General features: G+C 68.6%; 20 protein-coding genes. 8 read left to right on the top strand and 12 right to left on the bottom strand.

Going from position 1 to position 19370, the window contains the following annotated elements; all coding sequences use genetic code 11:
• Nucleotides 1-77: 77 nt before the first annotated feature.
• Together T8T21_RS03655 and guaA are read right to left on the bottom strand one after the other, a co-directional pair.
• Complete coding sequence (locus T8T21_RS03655) at nucleotides 78-1256, bottom strand: OmpP1/FadL family transporter (RefSeq protein ID WP_322336842.1); 1179 nt, start codon at nucleotides 1254-1256, stop codon at nucleotides 78-80.
• Nucleotides 1257-1420: 164 nt separating this feature from the next.
• Entirely contained in the window at nucleotides 1421-2989 is a 1569-nt protein-coding gene (gene guaA, locus T8T21_RS03650; RefSeq protein ID WP_183469105.1) for a glutamine-hydrolyzing GMP synthase, read from the bottom strand.
• Between the two features lie 168 nt (nucleotides 2990-3157).
• On the opposite strand from guaA, the gene T8T21_RS03645 reads away from it, so the two are divergent.
• Nucleotides 3158-4720, top strand: coding sequence for a trimethylamine methyltransferase family protein (locus T8T21_RS03645; RefSeq protein WP_322336841.1), 1563 nt, complete (start codon nucleotides 3158-3160; stop codon nucleotides 4718-4720).
• Here the strand turns inward: T8T21_RS03645 and T8T21_RS03640 are convergent.
• Complete coding sequence (locus tag T8T21_RS03640; protein WP_322336840.1) at nucleotides 4713-5000, bottom strand: DUF6477 family protein; 288 nt, start codon at nucleotides 4998-5000, stop codon at nucleotides 4713-4715. The two genes, T8T21_RS03645 and T8T21_RS03640, sit on opposite strands and share 8 nt — an antisense overlap.
• 272 nt (nucleotides 5001-5272) lie before the next feature.
• Between T8T21_RS03640 and T8T21_RS03635 the strand changes: the two genes are divergently transcribed.
• Complete coding sequence (locus T8T21_RS03635; protein WP_322337447.1) at nucleotides 5273-6274, top strand: DUF6456 domain-containing protein; 1002 nt, start codon at nucleotides 5273-5275, stop codon at nucleotides 6272-6274.
• Here the strand turns inward: T8T21_RS03635 and T8T21_RS03630 are convergent.
• Together T8T21_RS03630 and T8T21_RS03625 are read right to left on the bottom strand one after the other, a co-directional pair.
• A complete protein-coding gene (locus tag T8T21_RS03630; protein ID WP_322336839.1) occupies nucleotides 6271-6981 on the bottom strand; it encodes a glutathione S-transferase family protein in 711 nt (236 codons plus the stop codon). The genes T8T21_RS03635 and T8T21_RS03630 overlap by 4 nt on opposite strands.
• A gap of 125 nt (nucleotides 6982-7106) precedes the next feature.
• Nucleotides 7107-8597 (bottom strand): catalase, encoded by a 1491-nt coding sequence (locus T8T21_RS03625; protein WP_322336838.1) that lies wholly within the window; start codon nucleotides 8595-8597, stop codon nucleotides 7107-7109.
• Nucleotides 8598-8702: 105 nt separating this feature from the next.
• Here T8T21_RS03625 and T8T21_RS03620 point away from each other — a divergent pair, with 105 nt between their 5' ends.
• Nucleotides 8703-9629, top strand: coding sequence for a hydrogen peroxide-inducible genes activator (locus T8T21_RS03620; protein ID WP_183469096.1), 927 nt, complete (start codon nucleotides 8703-8705; stop codon nucleotides 9627-9629).
• A gap of 4 nt (nucleotides 9630-9633) precedes the next feature.
• Here T8T21_RS03620 and T8T21_RS03615 read toward each other — a convergent pair whose 3' ends face one another.
• Complete coding sequence (locus T8T21_RS03615) at nucleotides 9634-10182, bottom strand: peroxiredoxin (RefSeq protein ID WP_322336837.1); 549 nt, start codon at nucleotides 10180-10182, stop codon at nucleotides 9634-9636.
• Nucleotides 10183-10384: 202 nt separating this feature from the next.
• On the opposite strand from T8T21_RS03615, the gene lipA reads away from it, so the two are divergent.
• On the top strand, nucleotides 10385-11341 hold the full coding sequence (gene lipA / locus T8T21_RS03610; RefSeq protein WP_183469092.1) for a lipoyl synthase: 957 nt from the start codon (nucleotides 10385-10387) through the stop codon (nucleotides 11339-11341).
• Between the two features lie 21 nt (nucleotides 11342-11362).
• Here lipA and T8T21_RS03605 read toward each other — a convergent pair whose 3' ends face one another.
• The 3 genes from T8T21_RS03605 to T8T21_RS03595 all read right to left on the bottom strand — a co-directional run bounded on the left by T8T21_RS03605 (nucleotide 11363) and on the right by T8T21_RS03595 (nucleotide 12992).
• Nucleotides 11363-12253, bottom strand: coding sequence for a cytochrome c (locus T8T21_RS03605; protein WP_322336836.1), 891 nt, complete (start codon nucleotides 12251-12253; stop codon nucleotides 11363-11365).
• Nucleotides 12250-12720: a c-type cytochrome gene (locus T8T21_RS03600; RefSeq protein ID WP_183469088.1), complete on the bottom strand. Its 471-nt coding sequence runs from the start codon at nucleotides 12718-12720 to the stop codon at nucleotides 12250-12252. The genes T8T21_RS03605 and T8T21_RS03600 overlap by 4 nt, the downstream gene beginning before the upstream one ends.
• Nucleotides 12721-12809: 89 nt before the next feature.
• Nucleotides 12810-12992, bottom strand: coding sequence for a hypothetical protein (locus T8T21_RS03595; protein WP_322336835.1), 183 nt, complete (start codon nucleotides 12990-12992; stop codon nucleotides 12810-12812).
• A 113-nt stretch (nucleotides 12993-13105) separates the two neighbouring features.
• On the opposite strand from T8T21_RS03595, the gene T8T21_RS03590 reads away from it, so the two are divergent.
• Nucleotides 13106-13555 carry a type II toxin-antitoxin system RatA family toxin gene (locus tag T8T21_RS03590; protein WP_322336834.1) on the top strand — a complete coding sequence of 150 codons (450 nt, stop codon included), beginning with the start codon at nucleotides 13106-13108 and terminating at the stop codon, nucleotides 13553-13555.
• Here the strand turns inward: T8T21_RS03590 and T8T21_RS03585 are convergent.
• Genes T8T21_RS03585 through T8T21_RS03575 form a run of 3 tightly spaced genes read right to left on the bottom strand, consistent with a single transcriptional unit; the run spans nucleotide 13540 to nucleotide 15676 of the window.
• Nucleotides 13540-14022, bottom strand: coding sequence for a CinA family protein (locus T8T21_RS03585; RefSeq protein WP_322336833.1), 483 nt, complete (start codon nucleotides 14020-14022; stop codon nucleotides 13540-13542). The two genes, T8T21_RS03590 and T8T21_RS03585, sit on opposite strands and share 16 nt — an antisense overlap.
• Nucleotides 14023-14024: 2 nt before the next feature.
• A complete protein-coding gene (locus tag T8T21_RS03580) occupies nucleotides 14025-14522 on the bottom strand; it encodes a phosphatidylglycerophosphatase A family protein (RefSeq protein ID WP_322336832.1) in 498 nt (165 codons plus the stop codon).
• Nucleotides 14519-15676 carry a bifunctional 2-C-methyl-D-erythritol 4-phosphate cytidylyltransferase/2-C-methyl-D-erythritol 2,4-cyclodiphosphate synthase gene (locus T8T21_RS03575; protein WP_322336831.1) on the bottom strand — a complete coding sequence of 386 codons (1158 nt, stop codon included), beginning with the start codon at nucleotides 15674-15676 and terminating at the stop codon, nucleotides 14519-14521. The genes T8T21_RS03580 and T8T21_RS03575 overlap by 4 nt, the downstream gene beginning before the upstream one ends.
• 190 nt (nucleotides 15677-15866) lie before the next feature.
• Here T8T21_RS03575 and dusB point away from each other — a divergent pair, with 190 nt between their 5' ends.
• The 3 genes from dusB to T8T21_RS03560 are packed head-to-tail and all read left to right on the top strand — an operon-like array spanning nucleotide 15867 to nucleotide 19308.
• Complete coding sequence (gene dusB / locus T8T21_RS03570; RefSeq protein ID WP_322336830.1) at nucleotides 15867-16865, top strand: tRNA dihydrouridine synthase DusB; 999 nt, start codon at nucleotides 15867-15869, stop codon at nucleotides 16863-16865.
• Nucleotides 16862-17938 carry a two-component system sensor histidine kinase NtrB gene (locus T8T21_RS03565; RefSeq protein WP_322336829.1) on the top strand — a complete coding sequence of 359 codons (1077 nt, stop codon included), beginning with the start codon at nucleotides 16862-16864 and terminating at the stop codon, nucleotides 17936-17938. The genes dusB and T8T21_RS03565 overlap by 4 nt, the downstream gene beginning before the upstream one ends.
• On the top strand, nucleotides 17938-19308 hold the full coding sequence (locus tag T8T21_RS03560; protein ID WP_322336828.1) for a response regulator: 1371 nt from the start codon (nucleotides 17938-17940) through the stop codon (nucleotides 19306-19308). Before T8T21_RS03565 ends, T8T21_RS03560 begins: the two co-directional genes overlap by 1 nt.
• Nucleotides 19309-19370 lie beyond the last annotated feature (62 nt).

Genomic DNA, 19370 nt, shown 5'->3' with positions numbered 1-19370 from the left:
TCCGGAACATGCGGTTTGCATGCAAACGCGAAAGGGGCCGGCGGTGAGCCGGCCCCTTCGGGTCTCGTGCGGTCGGTTCAGAACCGGTAGGCGACGCTCATGCCGATGGCGACGGCGGAGTTGTCGTTGAAAACGGCGCGATCCTCGGGCCGACCTGTCAACGGATTCGTCGTTTCGGGATTGGCGTCGCCCAGCATGGTGTAACGGATGCCGCCGGAGATGGTCACCGTTTCCATGGTGTAGGCGCCTCCCAGGCTGACCCAGCGCTTGCCGTTGGTCGGGTCGAGCGGTGAGATGCGCTCGTCGCCCTCGGCCTCGAAGCCGATTGCCGCCTGCACTGCGAACATGTCGCTGAGCTTACGGCCGACGCCGACCTGCATCTGGTAGTTGTCGTCGATATTGGTGAGGCTGGCGCCGCCCGTGGCTCCGGCGAACACGGCCGGGGACACGCGGGTGTCCTCATAGGCAGCGTAACGGATGTTCGCGAAGACGAGCGTATCGGCGGCGACGCCTGTCTGGGCGTCGAGGTTCCACGATTCCGGGGTCTCGACCTCGGTGGTGCCGCCTGCCGCGACGACGTTGCCCACCAGCCGCTCGGTGGTATCGAACTCGTGCTCGATCGCCGAGTTGTAGGTTAGCGCCACGCGGAGCGCGATCTCGGGCTTCTCATAGGCCGCGCCGACCAGATAGCCGTTCGCGCTGCTCTCATCGAGCGTCACCGAATAGCCGTTGAGAGTGCGGTTTGTCCCGATGAAGGTCGGCCCGTAGGCAAAGCCCGAGAGGGCGATGTCGGCCGACAGCGTTTCGCGCCGGACGCCAGCATGGACACTGAAGTTGTCGTTGAACTTGTAGCGGCCGACGGCGGTGATCGCGTGGCTGTCGAGCTGCGCGGTGGTGCCGCCGAGATTGCTCATCGGGTTTTCGGAATAGGCGATGTCGGCACCGAAGGGCTGATCGGCGATCAGCGCCATCGAGACCTGTGGGGAGACGTCGAACTTGACGCTTCCGGACAGGTTGGTGAAGTCCTCCCCGACACTGTCATAGCGAGCGTCGGTCGTGGGAACGATCGCATGTTCGCCGTCATTCCCCGAGATGTCCGGAAACACCTTGCCGAAGCTCAGCTCGAGGACGTTGCCCTCTTCGAAGATGGCGGTGATGTCCTGGTTCGAGCGGTCGAGGCCGATCGCTCCGGCCTGGCTGGCCATCAGCGCCGTCGCGAGCGCCAGCGCGCTCGTGGCGCCGTGATGCAGTTTCATGTTGTCTCCCTGTCGCATGATGCGTCCTCCGGCGACGAGGAGAGGTCGGCGCGCGCCTTACGGCAATCTATGACGCAACGGCAGGTTGACGTGCACGTCGCAGCGTCACATCGCTGCATCAGCGGGCACCATGAAAAAGGGGCCCCGAAGGGCCCCCAGTCAGTTCATTCCCACTCGATCGTGCCCGGCGGCTTCGAGGTCACGTCGTAGGTCACGCGGTTGATGCCGCGCACCTCGTTGATGATCCGCGTCGCGGTCTCGCCGAGGAACTCGTGGCTGAACGGGTAGTAGTCGGCGGTCATGCCGTCGACGGAGGTCACGGCGCGCATCGCGCAGGCGAAGTCGTAGGTCCGCCCGTCGCCCATCACGCCGACCGTCCGCACCGGCAGCAGCGCCACGAAAGCCTGCCAGATATCGTCATAGAGGCCGTGCTTGCGGATCTGATCGATAAACACCGCGTCGGCGCGGCGCAGGATCGCCAGCTTCTCGCGGGTGATCTCACCGGGGCAGCGGATTGCGAGACCGGGTCCCGGGAAAGGGTGACGGCCGATGAAGCTGTCGGGCAGGCCGAGCTCGCGGCCGAGCGCGCGGACCTCGTCCTTGAACAGCTCGCGCAGCGGCTCGACGAGCTTCAGGCCCATCTTCTCCGGCAGGCCACCGACATTGTGGTGGCTCTTGATGGTCACGCTCGGCCCGCCCGAGAAGCTGACGCTCTCGATCACGTCAGGGTAGAGTGTGCCCTGCGCGAGGAAGGTCGCGCCGCCGACCTCGGAGGCGTGCTTCTGGAACACGTCGATGAACAGCTTGCCGATGGTCTTGCGCTTCACCTCGGGGTCGGAGACCCCCTCCAGCGCGTCGAGGAACAGGTCCTGCTCCTGCGCGTGGATCAGCGGCATGTTGTAGTGGTCGCGGAACATCGTCACGACCTGCTCGGCCTCGCCCTCGCGCAGCAGGCCGTGATCGACGAAGACGCAGGTCAGTTGGTCGCCGATCGCCTCGTGGATCAGTACCGCCGCGACCGAGCTGTCGACGCCGCCCGAGAGGCCGCAGATCACCTTTTGGTCGCCGACCTGCTCGCGGATCAGGCGGATCGCCTCTTCGCGATAGGCGCCCATGGTCCAGTCGCCGGTGAAGCCCGCGATGTGCAGGAAGTTCTCGAGGAAGGTCTTGCCGTTCGGGGTGTGGTGCACCTCCGGGTGGAACTGCACCGCGTAGAAGCGACGCTCCAGATCGGCGGTGATCGCATAAGGCGCACCGGGCGAGGTGCCGCAGACCGCGAAGCCTGGCGCCAGCTTGGAGACGTGGTCGCCATGGCTCATCCAGACCTGCTCGCGGCCTTCGAGGAACCAGCCGCGCAGCAAGTCGGTGGCCTCGCCCTCGGGCTCGACATAGGCGCGGCCGAACTCGGCGGTGCCGTCGCCGCGCAGCACTTCGCCGCCCAGCATCTGCATCATCACCTGCTGGCCGTAGCAGATGCCCAGAACCGGCACCTCCAGCTCGAACACCCGCATCGGCGGGCGCGGGCTGCCCTCGTCGGGCACGCTGGCGGGGCCGCCCGACAGGATCACCGCCTGCGGCTCGAAGCGGTCGAGGAAGGCCTCGTCCACCGCGTTGAAGGGATGGATCTCGCAATAGACGTTCAGCTCGCGCAGCCGACGCGCGATGAGCTGCGTCACCTGGGAGCCGAAATCCACGATGAGAAGGCGCTGGTGCTGTTGGCTATGCTCGGTCATGGCCCTGCGCATAGGCCCGGGCGGCTCATCGCGCAAGAGGCGTCGGCCTCGAAAAACCGTCCCCCGGCGGTGGCGATGTCGCTTTCGCGTCTGAGGCGGCGCAATCCGGCCAAGCGGGCGACGGCGGCCCGGCTATGACGAGATGAGGACGCATCACGGGAGCGGGCGATGACGGAAGCGGCACAGATGGCCGGAGAGCGGGCAGGGCGACGCGGGCGGTCGGGTGGAGGCGCCGCGCGACGCGCCGAGCGCACCGCCGTGAGCGTCGAGACCGCGCGCTTCATCGAGCGCAACATCCCCGATTACGAGGTGCTCGACGCCCGGGCGATCGAGGTGATCGAGGCCAATGCCGAGACCGTTCTCGAGGAGATCGGCGTGGTGTTCTCGGACAATCCGGAGGCGCTGGAGCGCTGGCGGCAGGCCGGGGCACATATCGATGGCGAGCGGGTCCGCATCCCGCGCGGGCTGGCGCGCAAGCTCTGCGCCACGGCGCCCGCGACCTTCACCCAGCACGCGCGCAACTCCGCCCGCAACGTCGAGATCGGCGGGCGCAACCTCGTGCTCGCCCCGGTCTATGGCCCGCCCTTCGTGCGCGACGCCGAAGGCGGCCGCCGCTACGCCACGATCGAGGATTTCCGCAACTTCGTGAAGCTCGGCTACATGTCGAAATGGCTGCACCATTCCGGCGGCACGGTCTGCGAGCCGACCGACGTGGCGGTGAACAAGCGCCATCTCGACATGCTGCTCGCGCACATGGTCTATTCCGACAAGCCATTCATGGGGTCGGTCACCGCGCCCGAGCGGGCGCAGGACTGCGTCGAGATGTGCGAGATCCTGTTCGGCAAGGAGTTCGTCGCCGAGAACACGGTGATGACCTCGCTGATCAACATCAACTCGCCGCTGACCTTCGATGGGATCATGATGGGCGCGCTCGAGGTCTATGCCAAGGCCAACCAGGCCTGCATCATCTCGCCTTTCATCGTCGGCGGCGCGATGGCGCCGGTCTCGGTCGCGGGCACGCTGACCCAGGTGCTGGCCGAGGCGCTGGCGGGCGTGGCCTATTCCCAGCTCGTGCGGCCCGGCGCGCCGGTGATCGTCGGCGCCTTCGTCACCTCGATCGACATGAACTCCGGCGCGCCGACTTTCGGCACGCCCGAGGCCTCGCTGATCACCTATGGCATGGGCCAGCTGGCGCGGCGGATGGGGCTGCCCTACCGCTCTGCCGGGGCCTTCTGCGGCTCCAAGCTGCCCGACGCCCAGGCCGGCTACGAGAGCGCCAACAGCCTGAACATGGGGCTGTTGTCGGGCGTCAACTTCATGCTGCACGCCTGCGGTTGGCTCGAAGGCGGCCTCGTCGCCTCCTACGAGAAGTTCGTGATGGATGCCGACCAGCTCGGCGCGCTGCACCAGATGGCCAAGGGCGTCGACATCTCCGAGGAGATGCAGGCGATGGACGCGATCCGCGAGGTCGGGCCGGGCGGCCATTACCTCGGCTGCGCCCACACCCAAGCCAATTTCAAGACCGCCTTCTGGCGCTCCGAGGCCTTCGACTACAAGCCCTTCGAGACCTGGGACGAGGAGGGCGCGCGCGACACCCAGTCGCTCGCCTCGGCGCGGGTGGCCAAGCTCCTGGGCGACTACCGGCAACCGCCGCTCGACCCGGAGATCGCGCAACGGCTCACCGAGTATGTCGAGAAACGCAAGGCCTCGATGAGCGACAGCTTCAGCTAGGCCGCGCGGCGCGCCACAATCGCGCCTCGGCCATCAATGCCACGATCAGCTCGACATGCCGGGCCGGGCGGTAGTCGCCCGTCCCGGCACGGCGGCGCTGCTCCTGTTCGGCCTCGCGGTCGAGCAGCAGCGTGACCGCCCGCGCCGGGCCGCAGGGACCGGGACCGATCAGCCGCGGCAACAGCCGGGCACGGTCGTATTGGTCGATCCCGAAACGCGCGGCATCGACCAGGATCTGGGGGCGCCGCAGCGCGGCGATCCGGCTCATCGGGTCCAGCATGGCTCTTCTCCCTGACAGGCTGTGTTGGCAGTCCCCTTTGTCTCACGCCCCGGGCCGCGTTGCGTGACGCGGCCCCGCGACGCGCGGTGGCTTCAGCCTTGTTTGGGATTCTTCAACCAAGCTGAACGCGGCCGAAGTGTGGTTAATCCTTCGGTAACCAGGGGCAAACGAGAGTTGGGACCGTGAGACTTGGGGATGTCAGGGCGGGGCCGGTAGGACGGCCGGCGCCGCCTGTCGAAGACGAAGCACCTGCACGCGTCGCGGCGGGGCCGCTGCCGGGTTGGCTGCCGCCCGCGGTGCGGCATTATCTCGATCATGTGGAGGGCGGCGCGCCGATCCGGGTGCTGGCACGGCGCGCGGCGGTGCATGCCTCGACCGTGCTGCGCCAGGTCCGCAATCTCGAAAGCCGACGCGACGACCCGCTGGTCGACGCGGCGCTGCGACGGCTGTCGCGCGACTACAGATCCGTCACACCGAGGGAGGTTCCGATGACCCGTCACGCGCGCATGGGATCGGGCACAGCCCGCGATGAGACGACCACGGCACAGACGATGCGGGTGCTGCGGCGGCTGGCCGAGCCCGACGCGGTGCTGGCCGTGGCGCCGGACCTGCCGGTGGCGGCGGTGATCCGCGAGACGCCGGACGGCGCGACCCAGCGGCTGGCCCGCCTCGACCGGCCGGTGGCCGAGGCGCTGGCGCTGCGTGGCTGGATCGCGGCGCGCGCCGAAGAGGGACGGGTGGCGCGCTACCGGATCACCGCGGCCGGGCGCGCGGCGCTGCGCGAGACCGAGGCGCCTGCGGGCTTCGCCGAGGCCGGCGCCAGCTTTGCCCCGGCTCCCGGCGCTGCCCGCCCGGCCCTCGCCGAGGGGCCGCTGACCCTGCTGGCCCGGCGTCGGGATCGGGACGGGCGGCCCTTTCTCGACCGGGCGCTGGTCGCCGCCGGCGAGCGGCTGCGCGAGGATTTCGAGCTGGCCCAGATCGGGCCGCGGGCGACGCAGGACTGGTCGCGCTTTCTCACCGGCGGCTGCAGCGGCGGGACCGGGTCACGCCAGCCGCCCAGCGCCGCGCGCGAGCGGCTGGCCGCGGCGCTCGACGATCTCGGCCCGGGGCTGGGGGACGTGGCGCTGAGCTGCTGCTGTCACCTCGAGGGGATGGAGAGCCTCGAGCGGCGCATGGGCTGGTCGGCGCGCTCGGGCAAGATCGTGCTCCGCATCGCCCTGCAGCGGCTGAGGCGCCATTATGACGCCACGGGGGGCGGAGAGATGATCGGCTAGTCGGCGGCAAAGCCGCAGCGGCGTGTCAGCTCCTCGTCCCATGCGGCGATCGCCGGGAGGCCGCGCGCGTGACGTGCGACCGGGGTTTGCATCGACCAGCGCCGCATCGGCGCCAGCATCCCGTAGAGCGTGGCGTCGGCGATGCCGGGCGCCGGTCCTTCGACGAAGTCGTGCACGCCGAGCCACAGGTCGAGCGCGTCGAGCAAATCGCGGCCGCGCGCCGCGATCCCCTCGGGCCCCAGCCGGGTCATGCCGCGCGCGTGGAGCTGCCGGCCCAGCGAGCGGCGAAAGGCGGCATGGGCCAGCGCCGCGATCGGTGCGGGCATGTCGGCGCGCAGGAAGTCGCGGAACCAGGCCGACCCCTCCGGCAGCATGATCAGCTCGTGCTCGTAGATCTGGTGCAGCCCCTCTTCGGCGGCCATCTTCCAGGCGCGGCCCGCCGCCGCCGGAGCGGTGTCGATGGCGGGAGGCGGCACGTCGTGGCGTGCGGCGAGGCGCGCGATGATCACGTCGCTGTCGGCCACCGTCTCGCCGTCGATCTCGGCCCAGGGGCTCTTCTTCAGCGGACCCTTGCCGGGGTTGTTCTCGACCTTGAACTCGAAGGGCACCCCGTTGAGCCGGCACCAAGCCAAAAGCTTCAGGGTGAAGGGCCCCGAGGTCGGCAGGCCGAAGGCCGGGGCAAAGCCGTAGATCGTTGCAGGGGTCATTTCGGGTGATTCCGATCGCTGATGACACGTGGCGGATGCTGCGCGCGCCCCGTGCAACTGGCAATGGAATTAAAACGGCGGCGGGTTTCCCCGCCGCCGTCTGCAAGTCCGGTGATGTCAGCCGTTCACTCGGCGGCGTGGCTGGTGTCGACGCCGACATTCTCGCTGTGCTGCTGCTTGAGCGCCGCGCGGATGCCGTCGCCATAGGCCTGATCGACCTTGTCGAAATGCGACAGCTGGCGATCGATGATCTCCTGCGGCACGCCGGTCATCGCGGTAGCGATGTTCGAGAACAGCCGGCTCTTCTGGCCGTCGTCGAACAGGTTGAACAGCGCGCGCGGCTGGCTGTAGTGATCCGCCTCCGAACGGAAGTCGTAGCGGCCGACCTCACCCTCGTAGCGGTGCGGCGGCTCGGCCACCGACGGATCCTCGACCGGCCCGCCGAAGGAGTTCGGCTCGTAATAGGCGTCGGGGTTGGTGCGCAGGCCAAACGGCATGGTGCCGTCGCGGTGGTAGTGATGCACCGGGCATTTCGGCTTGTTGACCTCGAGGCTCTCGTAATGCGTGCCGATCCGGTAGCGATGCGCGTCCGGGTAGGAGAACAGACGGCCCTGCAGCATCTTGTCCGGCGAGAAGCCGATGCCCGGCACCACGTTGGACGGGTTGAAAGCCGACTGCTCGATTTCCGTGAAGTAGTTCTCGGCGTTCCTGTTAAGTTCCATCTCGCCGACCTTGATCAGCGGGTAGTCGCCATGCGGCCAGACCTTGGTGAGATCAAATGCCGACCAGCCGGTCTTCTTCTCGAACTCGATCGCTTCCATCTCGGGCATCACCTGGATGAACATGTCCCATTTCGGGAAATGCCCGTTGGCGATGGTGCCGAACAGCGCCTCTTGGTAGGTCTCGCGGCTCTTGCCGATGACCTGCACCGCCTCGTCGTTGGTGAAGTGCTTGTGGCCCTGCTGGGTCTTGAAGTGGAACTTCACCCAGAACCGCTCGCCCTGGTCGTTCCACAGCGAGAAGGTGTGCGAGCCGTAGCCGTTCATGTGCATCGGCGTCTGCGGCAGGCCGCGATCCGACATCAGGATCGTCACCTGGTGCAGGCTCTCGGGGCAGAGCGACCAGAAGTCCCACATCGCGGTGGCGGAACGCAGGTTGGTCTTGGGGTGCCGCTTCTGGGTGTGGATGAAGTCCGGGAACTTGTAGGGGTCGGCCACGAAGAACACGGGCGTGTTGTTGCCCACGAGGTCCCAGTTGCCTTCCTCGGTATAGAACTTCAGCGCGAAGCCGCGCACGTCGCGCTCGGCATCGGCCGCGCCCTGTTCACCGGCCACGGTAGAGAAGCGGGCCAGCATCTCGGTCTCGGTGCCCGGCTTGAACACCGCGGCGCGGGAGTACTTGGTGATGTCCTCGGTGACGCGCAGGGTGCCATAGGCGCCCCAACCCTTGGCGTGGACGACGCGCTCGGGGATGCGCTCGCGGTTCTGGTGCGCGAGTTTCTCGATCAGCTGGTAGTCCTCGAGCAGGACGGGGCCGCGGGGTCCGACGGTCTTGGCGTTCTGGTTGTCGGCGACGGGCGCGCCTGCGGATGTCGTGAGGCGGGGGCGATCGGTCATGGCTGTCCTCCGGGATTGGCTTCGGGGCGGAATATGGCCCGGGGGGAGGCAAAGGCAAAATCGGATTTTCTGGCCTTTGCCATAAGCTGAGGTTATCGGTTCGTCATGAATCCATCACTCAAACAATTGCGCTACTTCGTGGCGCTGGCCGAGACCGGCGGTTTCGGCCGCGCCGCTGAGATCGTGCATGTCACCCAGCCGGCGCTGAGCCAACAGATCAAGGAGCTGGAGACGATCCTCGGTGTCGAGCTGGTCGAGCGATTGCCGCGCGGGGTGCGGCTCACCCGCGCTGGGCGCGAGGTTCTGGAGAGGTCGCGTCGGATCATGGCCGAGGTCGCGGATCTCGAACGCGCGGCCCGGATGACGCGGGGCCTGTCGGGGCGTCTCAGGCTCGGGGTGATCCCGACGGTGGCGCCCTACCTGCTGCCATTGGCGCTGACCCGGCTCAGGGCGCGAGACCTCACGCTCGATATCCGGGTGCGCGAGGCCCAGACCGAGGCGCTGCTGGCCGATCTCGAGGCCGGGCGGATCGACGCGATGGTGGCGGCGCTGCCGGTGGCCGAGCCGAACCTCGCGGTGACGCCGCTGATCACCGACCGCTTCGTTCTGGCCGGGACCCCGGGGCGGCTGGCGCGCTGGGCGGAGGGGCGCTCGGCGCTGCGGCCGGACGCGCTGGCGCCGGACCAGCTGCTGCTGCTCGACGAGGGGCACTGCCTTGCCGATCAGGCGCTGGAGGTCTGCGGGCTCAGGGGGCGGGGACGCGTCGATCTGGGTGCCTCGTCGCTGGCGACGTTGACCGGGCTGGTGGCCGAGGGGTTCGGGCTGACGCTGCTGCCCGAGATCGCGCTGAGGGCCGAGACGGCGGCCGCGCCGGGGCTGGCACTGCGCCGCTTCGCCGATCCGGAGCCTGCCCGGGAGCTGGCGCTGATCCGGCGCGCGGGGGGCGATGACGGCTGGGTCGCGCCGCTGGCGGCGCTTTTGGGGGAGGCGGGGGCCGAGCTTCTGGACTCGGCCCGCGCCGTCTGCGCGTGACGGATCAGGCGGCGGCTTCGCGCGACGCCTCGTCGAGATACTTCAGCAGGTTCTCGGGCGACGACACGCCATAGGGATCCTCGGGGTGGTTGTCGCACAGGCCCGGCTCCTCGAACCACGCCTCGACCCGGCCGTCATTGATGATCGCCGCATAGCGCCAAGAGCGCAGGCCGAAGCCGAGATTGTCCTTGCGGACCAGCATGCCGGCACGGCGGGTGAACTCGCCGGAGCCGTCGGGGATCACCTCGACATGCTCGAGCTCCTGCGCGCGGGCCCACTGGTTCATCACGAAGGCGTCGTTGACGGACATGCAGTAGATCGCGTCGATGCCATGGGCGCGGAACGCCTCGATGTTCTTCTCGAAGCCGGGCAGCTGGTAGGTCGAGCAGGTCGGTGTGAAAGCGCCGGGCAGCGAGAACAGCACCACGCGCTTGCCGGCGAAGTAGGACGCCGTGTCGCGCTCTTCCCAGCGGAAGGGGTTGGGGCCGCCGAGGCTCTCGTCGCGCACGCGGGTGCGGAAGGTCACGTCGGGGATACGGGCGCCGGGCTGCATGGGATGCTCCTGTCTTGGTCGGTTCGAAGGTTCGGCCCGGGTCTAGGAAATCATGCCGGGGGGCGCAATGCTGCGTTGCGGCGCAGAGCCGGGGAACGGTCGGTGCATGGCAGGGTTGCGGCAATCGGGAGGCGCGGGGCCCAAGCTGCGTTGCGTGGACGCCGCGAGGGGCATATGTATCGGTCAGGCCAAGAGGAAAGGCATGACCGTGCGCGACCTGAAGATCCCCGGCGACCGCCACCCCGAAAAGGCGCGCCGCGCCGACAGCGCGCCGCAGCCCAAGAAGCCGGAATGGATCCGGGTCAAGGCGCCGACATCCGAGGGTTACAAGCAGACCCGCGACATCATGCGCGAGCACAAGCTGGTGACGGTCTGCGAGGAGGCGGGCTGCCCCAATGTCGGCGAATGCTGGAGCCAGGGTCACGCCACCATGATGATCATGGGCGAGATCTGCACCCGGGGCTGCACCTTCTGCAACGTCGCCACCGGACGCCCCGACGCGCTCGACGTGTTCGAGCCGGGTCGCGTGGCGGATGCGGTCAAGAAGCTCGGCCTGAACCACGTCGTCATCACCTCGGTCGATCGCGACGATGTCGATGATGGCGGCGCCGCGCATTTCGCCCAGACGATCCGCGCCGTGCGGCGCCAGTCGCCCGGCACCACGATCGAGATCCTGACGCCCGATTTCCTCAAGGCGAAGCCGGGCGCGCTCGAGGTGGTGGTCGAGGCCAAGCCGGACGTGTTCAACCACAACCTCGAGACCGTGCCGGGCCTCTACCCGGAGGTGCGCCCCGGCGCGCGCTATTTCCATTCCCTGCGATTGCTGCAGCGGGTGAAGGAGCTCGACCCGTCGATGTTCACCAAGTCGGGCATCATGGTGGGGCTGGGCGAGAACAAGCAGTCCGTGCATCAGGTGATGGACGACATGCGCGCCGCCGACATCGATTTCCTGACGATCGGCCAGTACCTGCAGCCGACGCCCAAGCATCACGCCGTGGACCGCTTCGTCACGCCCGAGGAGTTCGCGAGCTACGAGAAGGCGGCGCGGGGCAAGGGCTTCCTGATGGTTTCCGCCACGCCGCTCACGCGGTCGTCCTACCACGCAGGCGATGACTTCGCGCAGCTGCGCGCGGCGCGGCTGGCCCGTCTCGGCGCCTGACGCCGTCAACGTGCCCGCCGGTCACTCGACCGGCGGCACCGATTTGAGATAGGCGGCCACGGCGGCGCGATCCTCGGCGGTCAGCCGGCCCATCTCCTCGACCACCAGCGCCATCTCGCCACCGGCGGTGTCGAAATCCGGGGTGAAGCCGCTTTCGAGGTAATAGGCGATATCTTCCTCCGACCAGTCGAGCCCGGCCGGGGTGATGTTCGGGATGCGCCCGTCGCCCGAGGGGTTCTCGGCGCCTGCGAGCCAGCGGCTCCGGTCGAGCCCGCCCAAGGGCCCTCGCGGCGTGTGGCATTCGCCGCAATGGGCCAGCGCCTCGGCGATGTAGCGCCCGCGCGTGGCCTGCGGCGAGATCTCGCCCTCTAGCGTCCAGTCGTCGGACATGTTCAGCCGCTTCCAGATGCCGACCATGCGACGGATCGAGAACGGGAAGGGCAACTCGTGCGGCAGGCTCTCGGCCTCCGAAGGCGGCAAGGTCCGGAGATGGGCGATCAGGTCGCGCATGTCCTGCGGCTCGACCAGCGCGTATGCGGTATAGGGCAGGGCGGGGTAGTAATGCGCCCCGGAGGGCGCGACGCCGCGCATCACCGCATCCATGATCTCGGCATCCGACCAGTCGCCCACGCCTTGCGGCGAGGGCGAGATGTTGGGCGCGTGAAAGGTGCCGAAGGGCGAGGCGAAGGCGCGCCCGCCCGACAGAACCGGCGCATCGTCGATCTCGGCCTCGGGCGCGATGTGACAGGCGGCGCAGCCGGCCGCCGCAAAGATCGTCGCGCCGCGCTGGGCGTCACCCGGCGGGCCTTCGATCATCGCGGCGGGCAGCGGCTCAGGGGCGGTGATCACCCAGACCCCGGCCGCCCCGAGCAGGATGATCGCAGCCCCCGCGCCGAGGGCGCGCGCGATCATTCCTCGGGTTTGCGATAGGCCTTGTGGCAATCACCGCAGGCGTCGCCCACCGACTTCATCGCACCTTGCAGCGCGGCGAGATCGGTGCCGGCTGCCTCCTGCATCGCCTGCGTGGCGTCGCGCAGCGCCGCGGCCTTCTGGCCGACATCTTCCATGTCCTGCCACAGCTCGGGCAGGGCGCGGCTGTCCTCGAGATCCTCGGTGGAGGAGCCCTCGACCCAGTAGTTGCCGTTCGTGCCCTGCGCGAGTCCGGCCAGCGCCTCGGCCGCCGCGGAGGCAACATTGGCGTCATACTCCATCTCGCCCTTGGCCATGGTGCCGAGCACCCCAAGATGCGCGCCCATCAGCTTCATGTGGCTTTCGCGCAGTTCCTGCGCCTTCTTCGGCTCGAAGACCTCGGCGGAGAGCGGAGCGGCCAGCAGCGCGAGCGCGGCGGCGGCGATTGCGGGGCGGCGAAGGTGAATCATGATGTCGTTCCTTGTGGTTGAACTCGTCGTGACTACCCTAACGGCAAGCAGGCATTGGTAAAGAAATTTCGTTGTGGCCACTTGGGCGTTCAGCGCAGCAGAGGACCCCGCCCGAACGGGGCGACGGTGAGCGCCTCTGGCCAGCCCCAGATCCGCTCCACCCCGACGAGAACGAGGCAGGCGAGGATGACGGCGAGGATCAGCGCGACGCGGCCGGGCGATGGCGGGTGACGCGCCCAATGCGCCAGCCGGAGCAACCAATGGATGTTCATCTCGCCCTTTCCTCAGGCCGGCCGCGCTCCAGATCGGTGCCGAGACCGCGCGCCGGCGGGGTTGCGTTCGCCCCCGCCAGCGGCGAGATGGTCGCGCAGATCAGGGAGTCCAGATGCCGACACATTCCGAGACCCGAACGCTGCCCTATTCGGCGCAGCAGATGTACAACCTCGTGGCCGATGTCGGGAATTACCCCGAGTTCCTGCCCTGGACGGCAGCGGCGCGGGTGAAGTCGGTGACGCCGCAGGGCGATCACGAGGTGATGCTCGCGGATCTGGTGATCTCCTTCAAGGTGTTCCGCGAACGCTTCACCAGCCGGGTGACGCTCTGGCCGGAGCAGAAGAAGATCCACACCGAATACATCGACGGGCCGTTCCATCACCTCGTCAGCAACTGGAGCTTCCGCGATGTAGAGGGCGGGGCCGAGGTGCATTTCGACGTCGATTTCGAGTTCCGCAACCGGCTGCTGCAGGGCGCGGCAGGGCTGTTCTTCAACGAGGCAATGCAGCGTGTGGTGCGCGCCTTCGAGCGCCGCGCGCACGAGCTTTACGACCGGCCCTGAGCCTTGATCGCGCCGATCACCAGCGCGACGGCGTGATCGCGCGCGAGGCTGCGCACCGTGTCGCGGCCACGCGCCCCGAACTCCACCAACTCGGTCTCGCAGCCCGCGGCGGTCGCGACGCCAAAGCAGACGCGGCCCTCGGGCTTATGCTCCGAGGCGCCAGGGCCGGCGATGCCGGTGATCGAGACGGCGATGTCGGCGCCGGAGCGCTCGCGTGCACCTTCCGCCATCTCTTGCGCGACCTCTACGCTGACCGCGCCATGCGCCTCGAGCGTGCCGGCGGAGACGCCCAGCAACGCCATCTTGGCCTCGTTGGAATAGGTGACCACGCCCCAGTCGAAGACGTTTGAGGCGCCGGGCGTTTCGGTGATGGCGGCGGCGACCATGCCGCCGGTGCAGCTCTCGGCTGTGGCCACGCGGAGCCCGGCCTCGCGGGCCCCGTTCACCAGTCTCGCCGTGTCGCCCATGCTCAGCCTCCGAGGATCATCACGCCATGCGCCAGCACCGCGAGGATAACGACGCCGATGGCAGCGAAGATCCCGGCGACCACGTCGTCCATCATGAGGCCCGTCACGTCGCCGCGCCGGTCCATCCGGCCGACGAGGCCCGGCTTGAGGATGTCGAAAAGGCGGAACAGCCCGAAGGCCGCGATCCAGCCGGGCCAGAGGTCGAGCACCGGCGCGCCGACATGGGCGGCACCGAACAGCACCGGCCATAGCGCGATCCACTGGCCCACCACCTCGTCAATGACGACGTGGCTGGGATCGTGATCGCCCGACCGCGCCGCCTCGGCCCGGGCGGCCGGGAAGCCCGCCGCCAGAGCGAGGGCGATCATCGCCAGCATCAGCCACGGCCCGCCGATCCAGTAGATCGGCAGCGCCGCGACGAGGGCTGCAAGCGAGCCCCAAGTCCCCGGCGCGGGGCGGATCAGGCCGCTGTAGAAGAAGGTGGCGATCAGCCGGCTCATGCCTTCACCAGCGTGGCCGTGGCGATGGCGGCGATGCCTTCCTCGCGGCCCGGGAAGCCCAGCCGCTCGGAGGTCGTGGCCTTGACGCTGACCCGACCCGGCTCGATCTGCATGATCCGCGCGAGTTCCGCGCGCATCTTCTCGGCATGCGGACCGATCTTGGGACGCTCGCAGATCAGGGTGACGTCGCAATGGGTTATGGCGAAACCCTCGACCCGGGCGAGGTCGGCGGCATGCGACAGGAACACCTCCGAACGGGCGCCCTTCCATTGCGGGTCCGAGGGCGGGAAATGCTGGCCGATATCGCCATGCGCCATGGCGCCGTAGATGGCGTCGGTCAGCGCGTGCATGCCGACATCGGCATCCGAATGGCCCTTGAGGCCGCGGTCATGCGCGATCTCCACGCCGCAGAGCCACAGGCTCTCGCCCGGCTCGAAGGCATGCACGTCGAAGCCGTTGCCCGTTCTCACATCCATGTCGCACCCCAATATCCTCTCGGCGCGGGAGAAATCCTCCGGCCCGGTGATCTTCACGTTGTTCTCGTGGCCCGCGACGACCGCGACCGCAAGCCCCGCGGCGCGGGCGACCGCGACGTCGTCGGCGGCGGGTGGGCCGTCATGGGCGCGGTGCGCAGCGAGGATCGCGGCGAAATCGAAGCCCTGCGGCGTCTGCGCCCGCGCCAGCCCCTCGCGCGAGGGGGCGTCGACTACGGCGCCGTCGGCCACGCGCCAAAGCGCATCCGTTACCGCAAGACCCGGCGCGGCCGCGAGGTTGTGGTCGAGAGCGGCGATCACCGCCTCGATCACGCCCCGCGGCACCAGCGGGCGCGCGGCGTCGTGGATCAGCACCCTAGCGGGAGGGCGATCGGCGAGCGCCTCGAGCCCGGCGCGGACCGACAGCGCCCGCTCGGCGCCGCCCGGCACCACCAGATCAGCCGCGGCCTCGATCTCGGGATAGCGGCCGATTTCATCCGGGTGCAGCACGAGGCAGATCGGTCCCAGCCCGGCAAACGCATCGAGCGTACGCGCCAGAACCTTGCGGCCGCCGAGATCGCGCCATTGCTTGGGCAACTCGCCACCGGCTCGACGGCCGCGACCGGCGGCGACGATGATCACGGCGGCGCCGGCATTGGCGGGGGCAGGGCTATCGCTCACATCGTCTCCTTCACGCGGCGCTCGGGCTTGTGTAGGGGCTGCCTCGGGACGGCGCAATTCCATCCTTTCCAGCAGATTGCTGCACATTTTTTATGCAAACGCGATATGCTGTGGCAGTTGCACACGCCTTGCGATTGTGACGCATGGCGCCGCTCCGTAGATCGGACCCAGACGCACAGGTTTTAGGCAAATGACACCCGCCCCCCTTACCCCCATCGATCTCGGCTCCGGCACGATCATCGACGCCCCCGTGGCGCTGGCGCCGCTGGCGGGGATCACCGACCTGCCGTTCCGCGAACTCGTCGCCTCCTTCGGCGCGGGGTGGGTGGTGTCCGAGATGGTGGCCAGCCAGGAGATGGTGCAGGCCAAGCCGGGCGTGCGGGAGCGCGCCGAGCTGGGCTATGGCCGCGCCGATACGGCGGTGCAGCTCGCGGGCCGCGATCCCTACTGGATCGCCGAGGCCGCGCGCATGGTCGAGGCCAACGGCGCGAAGATCATCGACATCAACATGGGTTGCCCGGCCAAGAAGGTGACCGGCGGGCTGTCTGGCTCGGCGCTGATGAAGACCCCCGACCACGCGCTGCGCCTGATCGAGGCGGTGGTCGGCGCGGTGTCGGTGCCGGTCACGCTCAAGACCCGGCTGGGCTGGGACGACGATCTGCTCAACGCGCCCGAGATCGCGCGGCGGGCCGAGGCGGCGGGCGTGCGTATGGTGACGATCCATGGCCGCACGAGGTGCCAGTTCTACAAGGGCTCGGCCGATTGGGCGGCGATCGCGCGGGTGCGCGAGGCGGTGTCGATCCCGGTGATCGCGAATGGCGACATCACCGATCCGGCCAGCGCGCGGCTGGCGCTCGACCGCTCGGGCGCGGCGGGGGTGATGATCGGGCGTGGCGCGCAGGGGCGGCCCTGGATGCCGGCCGTGATCCGCGCCGCCCTGACCGGAACCCGGCCGCCAAACGTGCCGAATGAGTCCGAATTTATCGACATGGTTTCAAATCATTACGAGGCGATGCTGAGGTTTTATGGCAAGGCGCTCGGTGGTCGCGTCGGGCGCAAGCATCTGGGCTGGTACATGGACGAGGCCGGCACGCCCGAGGCGCTGCGACGCGAGGTCCTGACCGCCGAGCCAGAGCAGGTTCTCGCGACGCTGCCGTTGGCGCTCGATGGCGAAAGGCGGGCGGCATGATCCTCGACACCGCCCTGTGGAACTCGCTGCCGGTGCCGGCGCTGCTGCTGGCGGGGGATGACAGCATCGCGGATGCAAACTCCGCCGCCGAGCTGTTCCTCAACTTCTCGCAGCGTGCGTTGCAGGGCGCTTGGGTCTGGGACCGGGTCAGGACCGACGCCCAGCTCGAAGAGGCATTCGCGCGGGCCCGGGCGCAGCGCAGTTCGCTCTTCGTCAACGACGTCGATGTCGGCTCGGGCGATCGCGGGCCGGTCCAATGCTCGCTTCTGTTCGCACCGCTGATGGGCAGCGAGTCGAAGATGCTGATGATGATCTCGCCGCGCGAGATGGCGCATCGGCTGACCCAGCACCAGGCCACCGGCAAGGCCGCCAAATCGGCGATCGGCATGGCCGAGATGCTGGCCCACGAGATCAAGAATCCGCTGGCGGGCATCACCGGCGCGGCGCAGCTGCTGTCGATGGGGCTGTCGGCCGAGGATCGCGAGCTGACCGACCTGATCGTCGAGGAAAGCCGCCGGATCGTGAAGCTGCTGGAACAGGTCGAGCAGTTCGGAAATCTGCGCCCGCCCGCGCGGCGCCCGGTCAACGTGCACGACGTGCTCGACCGCGCCCGGCAGTCGGCCACGGTGGGCTTCGGCGCGCATATGCAGTTCGTCGAGGATTACGACCCCTCGCTGCCGCGCGCTCAGGTCGATAGCGACCAGCTGCTGCAGGTGGTGCTGAACCTCGTCAAGAACGCCTGCGAGGCCGGTCGCCCCGGTGGCACGATCCGGCTGCGCAGCTTTTACGAGCCGTCGCTGCGGGTCCGCCAGCCCGATGGCAGCCACGCGCGGCTCCCGCTGCAGATCGAGATACAGGATGACGGCCCCGGCCTGCCGCCGGAAATCGCGGCCGAGGTGTTCGAGCCTTTCGTGTCGGGCCGCGAGAACGGCACCGGTCTCGGCCTCGCGCTTGTCTCCAAGCTGGTGGCCGAGAATGGCGGCTGGATCTCGGTCGATTCCGATCCGGGCCGCACCGTGTTCCGGATCTCGCTGCCGCGCGCCAATGACGACCCCCCGAGCGGAGAGAACTGATGGACGGAACGATCCTGGTCGCCGATGACGACCGCACCATCCGCACCGTGCTGACCCAGGCGCTGACGCGCGCGGGCTGCAAGGTACATGCCACCTCGTCGCTGGTGACGCTGATGCGTTGGGTAGAGGAAGGAAAGGGCGACCTCGTCATCTCCGACGTCGTCATGCCCGACGGCAACGGCATCGAGCAGCTGCCCAAGATCGCCGAGGCCCGGCCGGGCCTGCCGGTGATCGTGATCTCGGCGCAGAACACGATCATGACGGCGATCCAGGCAGCCGAGGCCGAGGCCTATGACTATCTCCCCAAACCCTTCGACCTGCCGGACCTGATGAAGCGGGCCGGTCGCGCGCTCGAGACAAAACGCCGCGCCCCCGCACCGCGCGAAACCACGCCCGACAGCGCGGCTGGCGGCGATCTGCCACTGGTCGGGCGCACCCAAGCAATGCAGGCGCTCTACCGGCTGGTGGCGCGGGTGATGAACACCGCGTTGCCGGTACTGATCACCGGCGAGAGCGGCACCGGAAAGTCCCTCATCGCGCGGGCGATCCACGATTTTTCCGACCGCCGGTCGCTGCCCTTCGTCACCGTTTCGGCCAGCGACCTGACCGGCATGGACGGCCCCGGCGCGGTGCTGAGCCGGGCGCGCGGCGGCTCGATCCTGTTCGACGAGGTCGGCGATCTGAACGGCGAGGCGCAGGCCCGGATCGTACGGATGCTCGACGCGATGGGCGACAGCGCGCCGCGGATCATGGCCAGCTCGCAGGGCGATCTGGCTCAGCGGATCGAGGCGGGCGATTTCCGCGAGGATCTCTACTACCGCCTCGCCGGCGTCACCATCGAGGTGCCGAGCCTGCGCGAGCGGGTCGACGACATCCCGCTGCTGGCCGAGCACTTTCTCGTCCGGGCCGAGCGGGACGGGCTCGGGCCGCGCCGGCTGTCGTCGCAGGCCACGGAAATGATCCGCGCCTATTCCTGGCCCGGCAATGTGCGTCAGCTCGAGAACGCGATGCGGCGGCTGGTGGTGACCTCCTCCGAGGAGGAGATCACCCGGACCGACGTGGAATCGGTTCTGGGTGGTCAGCCCGCGGCTGAGCCGCTGCGCGGCGGCGGCGAGGGCGAGAAGCTCTCGGCCAGCGTCGAGCGGCATCTGCGCCGCTATTTCGACCTGCATGGCGGCCAGCTTCCGCCGGTGGGCCTCTACCAGCGGATTCTCAAGGAGATTGAGACGCCACTGATCGAAATCGCGCTCGACGCGACCGGCGGTAACCAGGCGAAATGTGCTGATCTTCTGGGCATCAACCGGAACACGCTCCGCAAGAAAATCACGGACCTCGATATTCGCGTGACACGACGCCGCAAGTTGATGTAAAACCGCAACAGAACCGTGACCCCCCGGTCTCAGCACCGGGGCGAGATCACGGCAATGAGGTT

This window comes from Limimaricola variabilis (assembly GCF_034371605.1).
GTDB classification, from domain to species: domain Bacteria; phylum Pseudomonadota; class Alphaproteobacteria; order Rhodobacterales; family Rhodobacteraceae; genus Limimaricola; species Limimaricola variabilis.
Note: the sequence above shows the minus strand (reverse complement) of the source record. Positions and strands in the feature narration are given on the sequence as shown.

Bases quoted from the DNA above. Each gene is read 5' to 3' on its own strand.
- guaA (WP_183469105.1), bottom strand. From the start codon at position 2,989: ATGACCGAGCATAGCCAACAGCACCAGCGCCTTCTCATCGTGGATTTC.
- T8T21_RS03590 (WP_322336834.1), top strand. From the start codon at position 13,106: ATGCCGACACATTCCGAGACCCGAACGCTGCCCTATTCGGCGCAGCAG.
- T8T21_RS03595 (WP_322336835.1), bottom strand. From the start codon at position 12,992: ATGAACATCCATTGGTTGCTCCGGCTGGCGCATTGGGCGCGTCACCCG.
- T8T21_RS03620 (WP_183469096.1), top strand. From the start codon at position 8,703: ATGAATCCATCACTCAAACAATTGCGCTACTTCGTGGCGCTGGCCGAG.
- T8T21_RS03615 (WP_322336837.1), bottom strand. From the start codon at position 10,182: ATGCAGCCCGGCGCCCGTATCCCCGACGTGACCTTCCGCACCCGCGTG.
- T8T21_RS03625 (WP_322336838.1), bottom strand. From the start codon at position 8,597: ATGACCGATCGCCCCCGCCTCACGACATCCGCAGGCGCGCCCGTCGCC.
- T8T21_RS03630 (WP_322336839.1), bottom strand. From the start codon at position 6,981: ATGACCCCTGCAACGATCTACGGCTTTGCCCCGGCCTTCGGCCTGCCG.
- T8T21_RS03645 (WP_322336841.1), top strand. From the start codon at position 3,158: ATGACGGAAGCGGCACAGATGGCCGGAGAGCGGGCAGGGCGACGCGGG.
- T8T21_RS03580 (WP_322336832.1), bottom strand. From the start codon at position 14,522: ATGAGCCGGCTGATCGCCACCTTCTTCTACAGCGGCCTGATCCGCCCC.
- T8T21_RS03655 (WP_322336842.1), bottom strand. From the start codon at position 1,256: ATGAAACTGCATCACGGCGCCACGAGCGCGCTGGCGCTCGCGACGGCG.
- T8T21_RS03600 (WP_183469088.1), bottom strand. From the start codon at position 12,720: ATGATTCACCTTCGCCGCCCCGCAATCGCCGCCGCCGCGCTCGCGCTG.
- T8T21_RS03560 (WP_322336828.1), top strand. From the start codon at position 17,938: ATGGACGGAACGATCCTGGTCGCCGATGACGACCGCACCATCCGCACC.
- lipA (WP_183469092.1), top strand. From the start codon at position 10,385: ATGACCGTGCGCGACCTGAAGATCCCCGGCGACCGCCACCCCGAAAAG.
- T8T21_RS03640 (WP_322336840.1), bottom strand. From the start codon at position 5,000: ATGCTGGACCCGATGAGCCGGATCGCCGCGCTGCGGCGCCCCCAGATC.
- T8T21_RS03565 (WP_322336829.1), top strand. From the start codon at position 16,862: ATGATCCTCGACACCGCCCTGTGGAACTCGCTGCCGGTGCCGGCGCTG.
- T8T21_RS03605 (WP_322336836.1), bottom strand. From the start codon at position 12,253: ATGATCGCGCGCGCCCTCGGCGCGGGGGCTGCGATCATCCTGCTCGGG.
- dusB (WP_322336830.1), top strand. From the start codon at position 15,867: ATGACACCCGCCCCCCTTACCCCCATCGATCTCGGCTCCGGCACGATC.
- T8T21_RS03585 (WP_322336833.1), bottom strand. From the start codon at position 14,022: ATGGGCGACACGGCGAGACTGGTGAACGGGGCCCGCGAGGCCGGGCTC.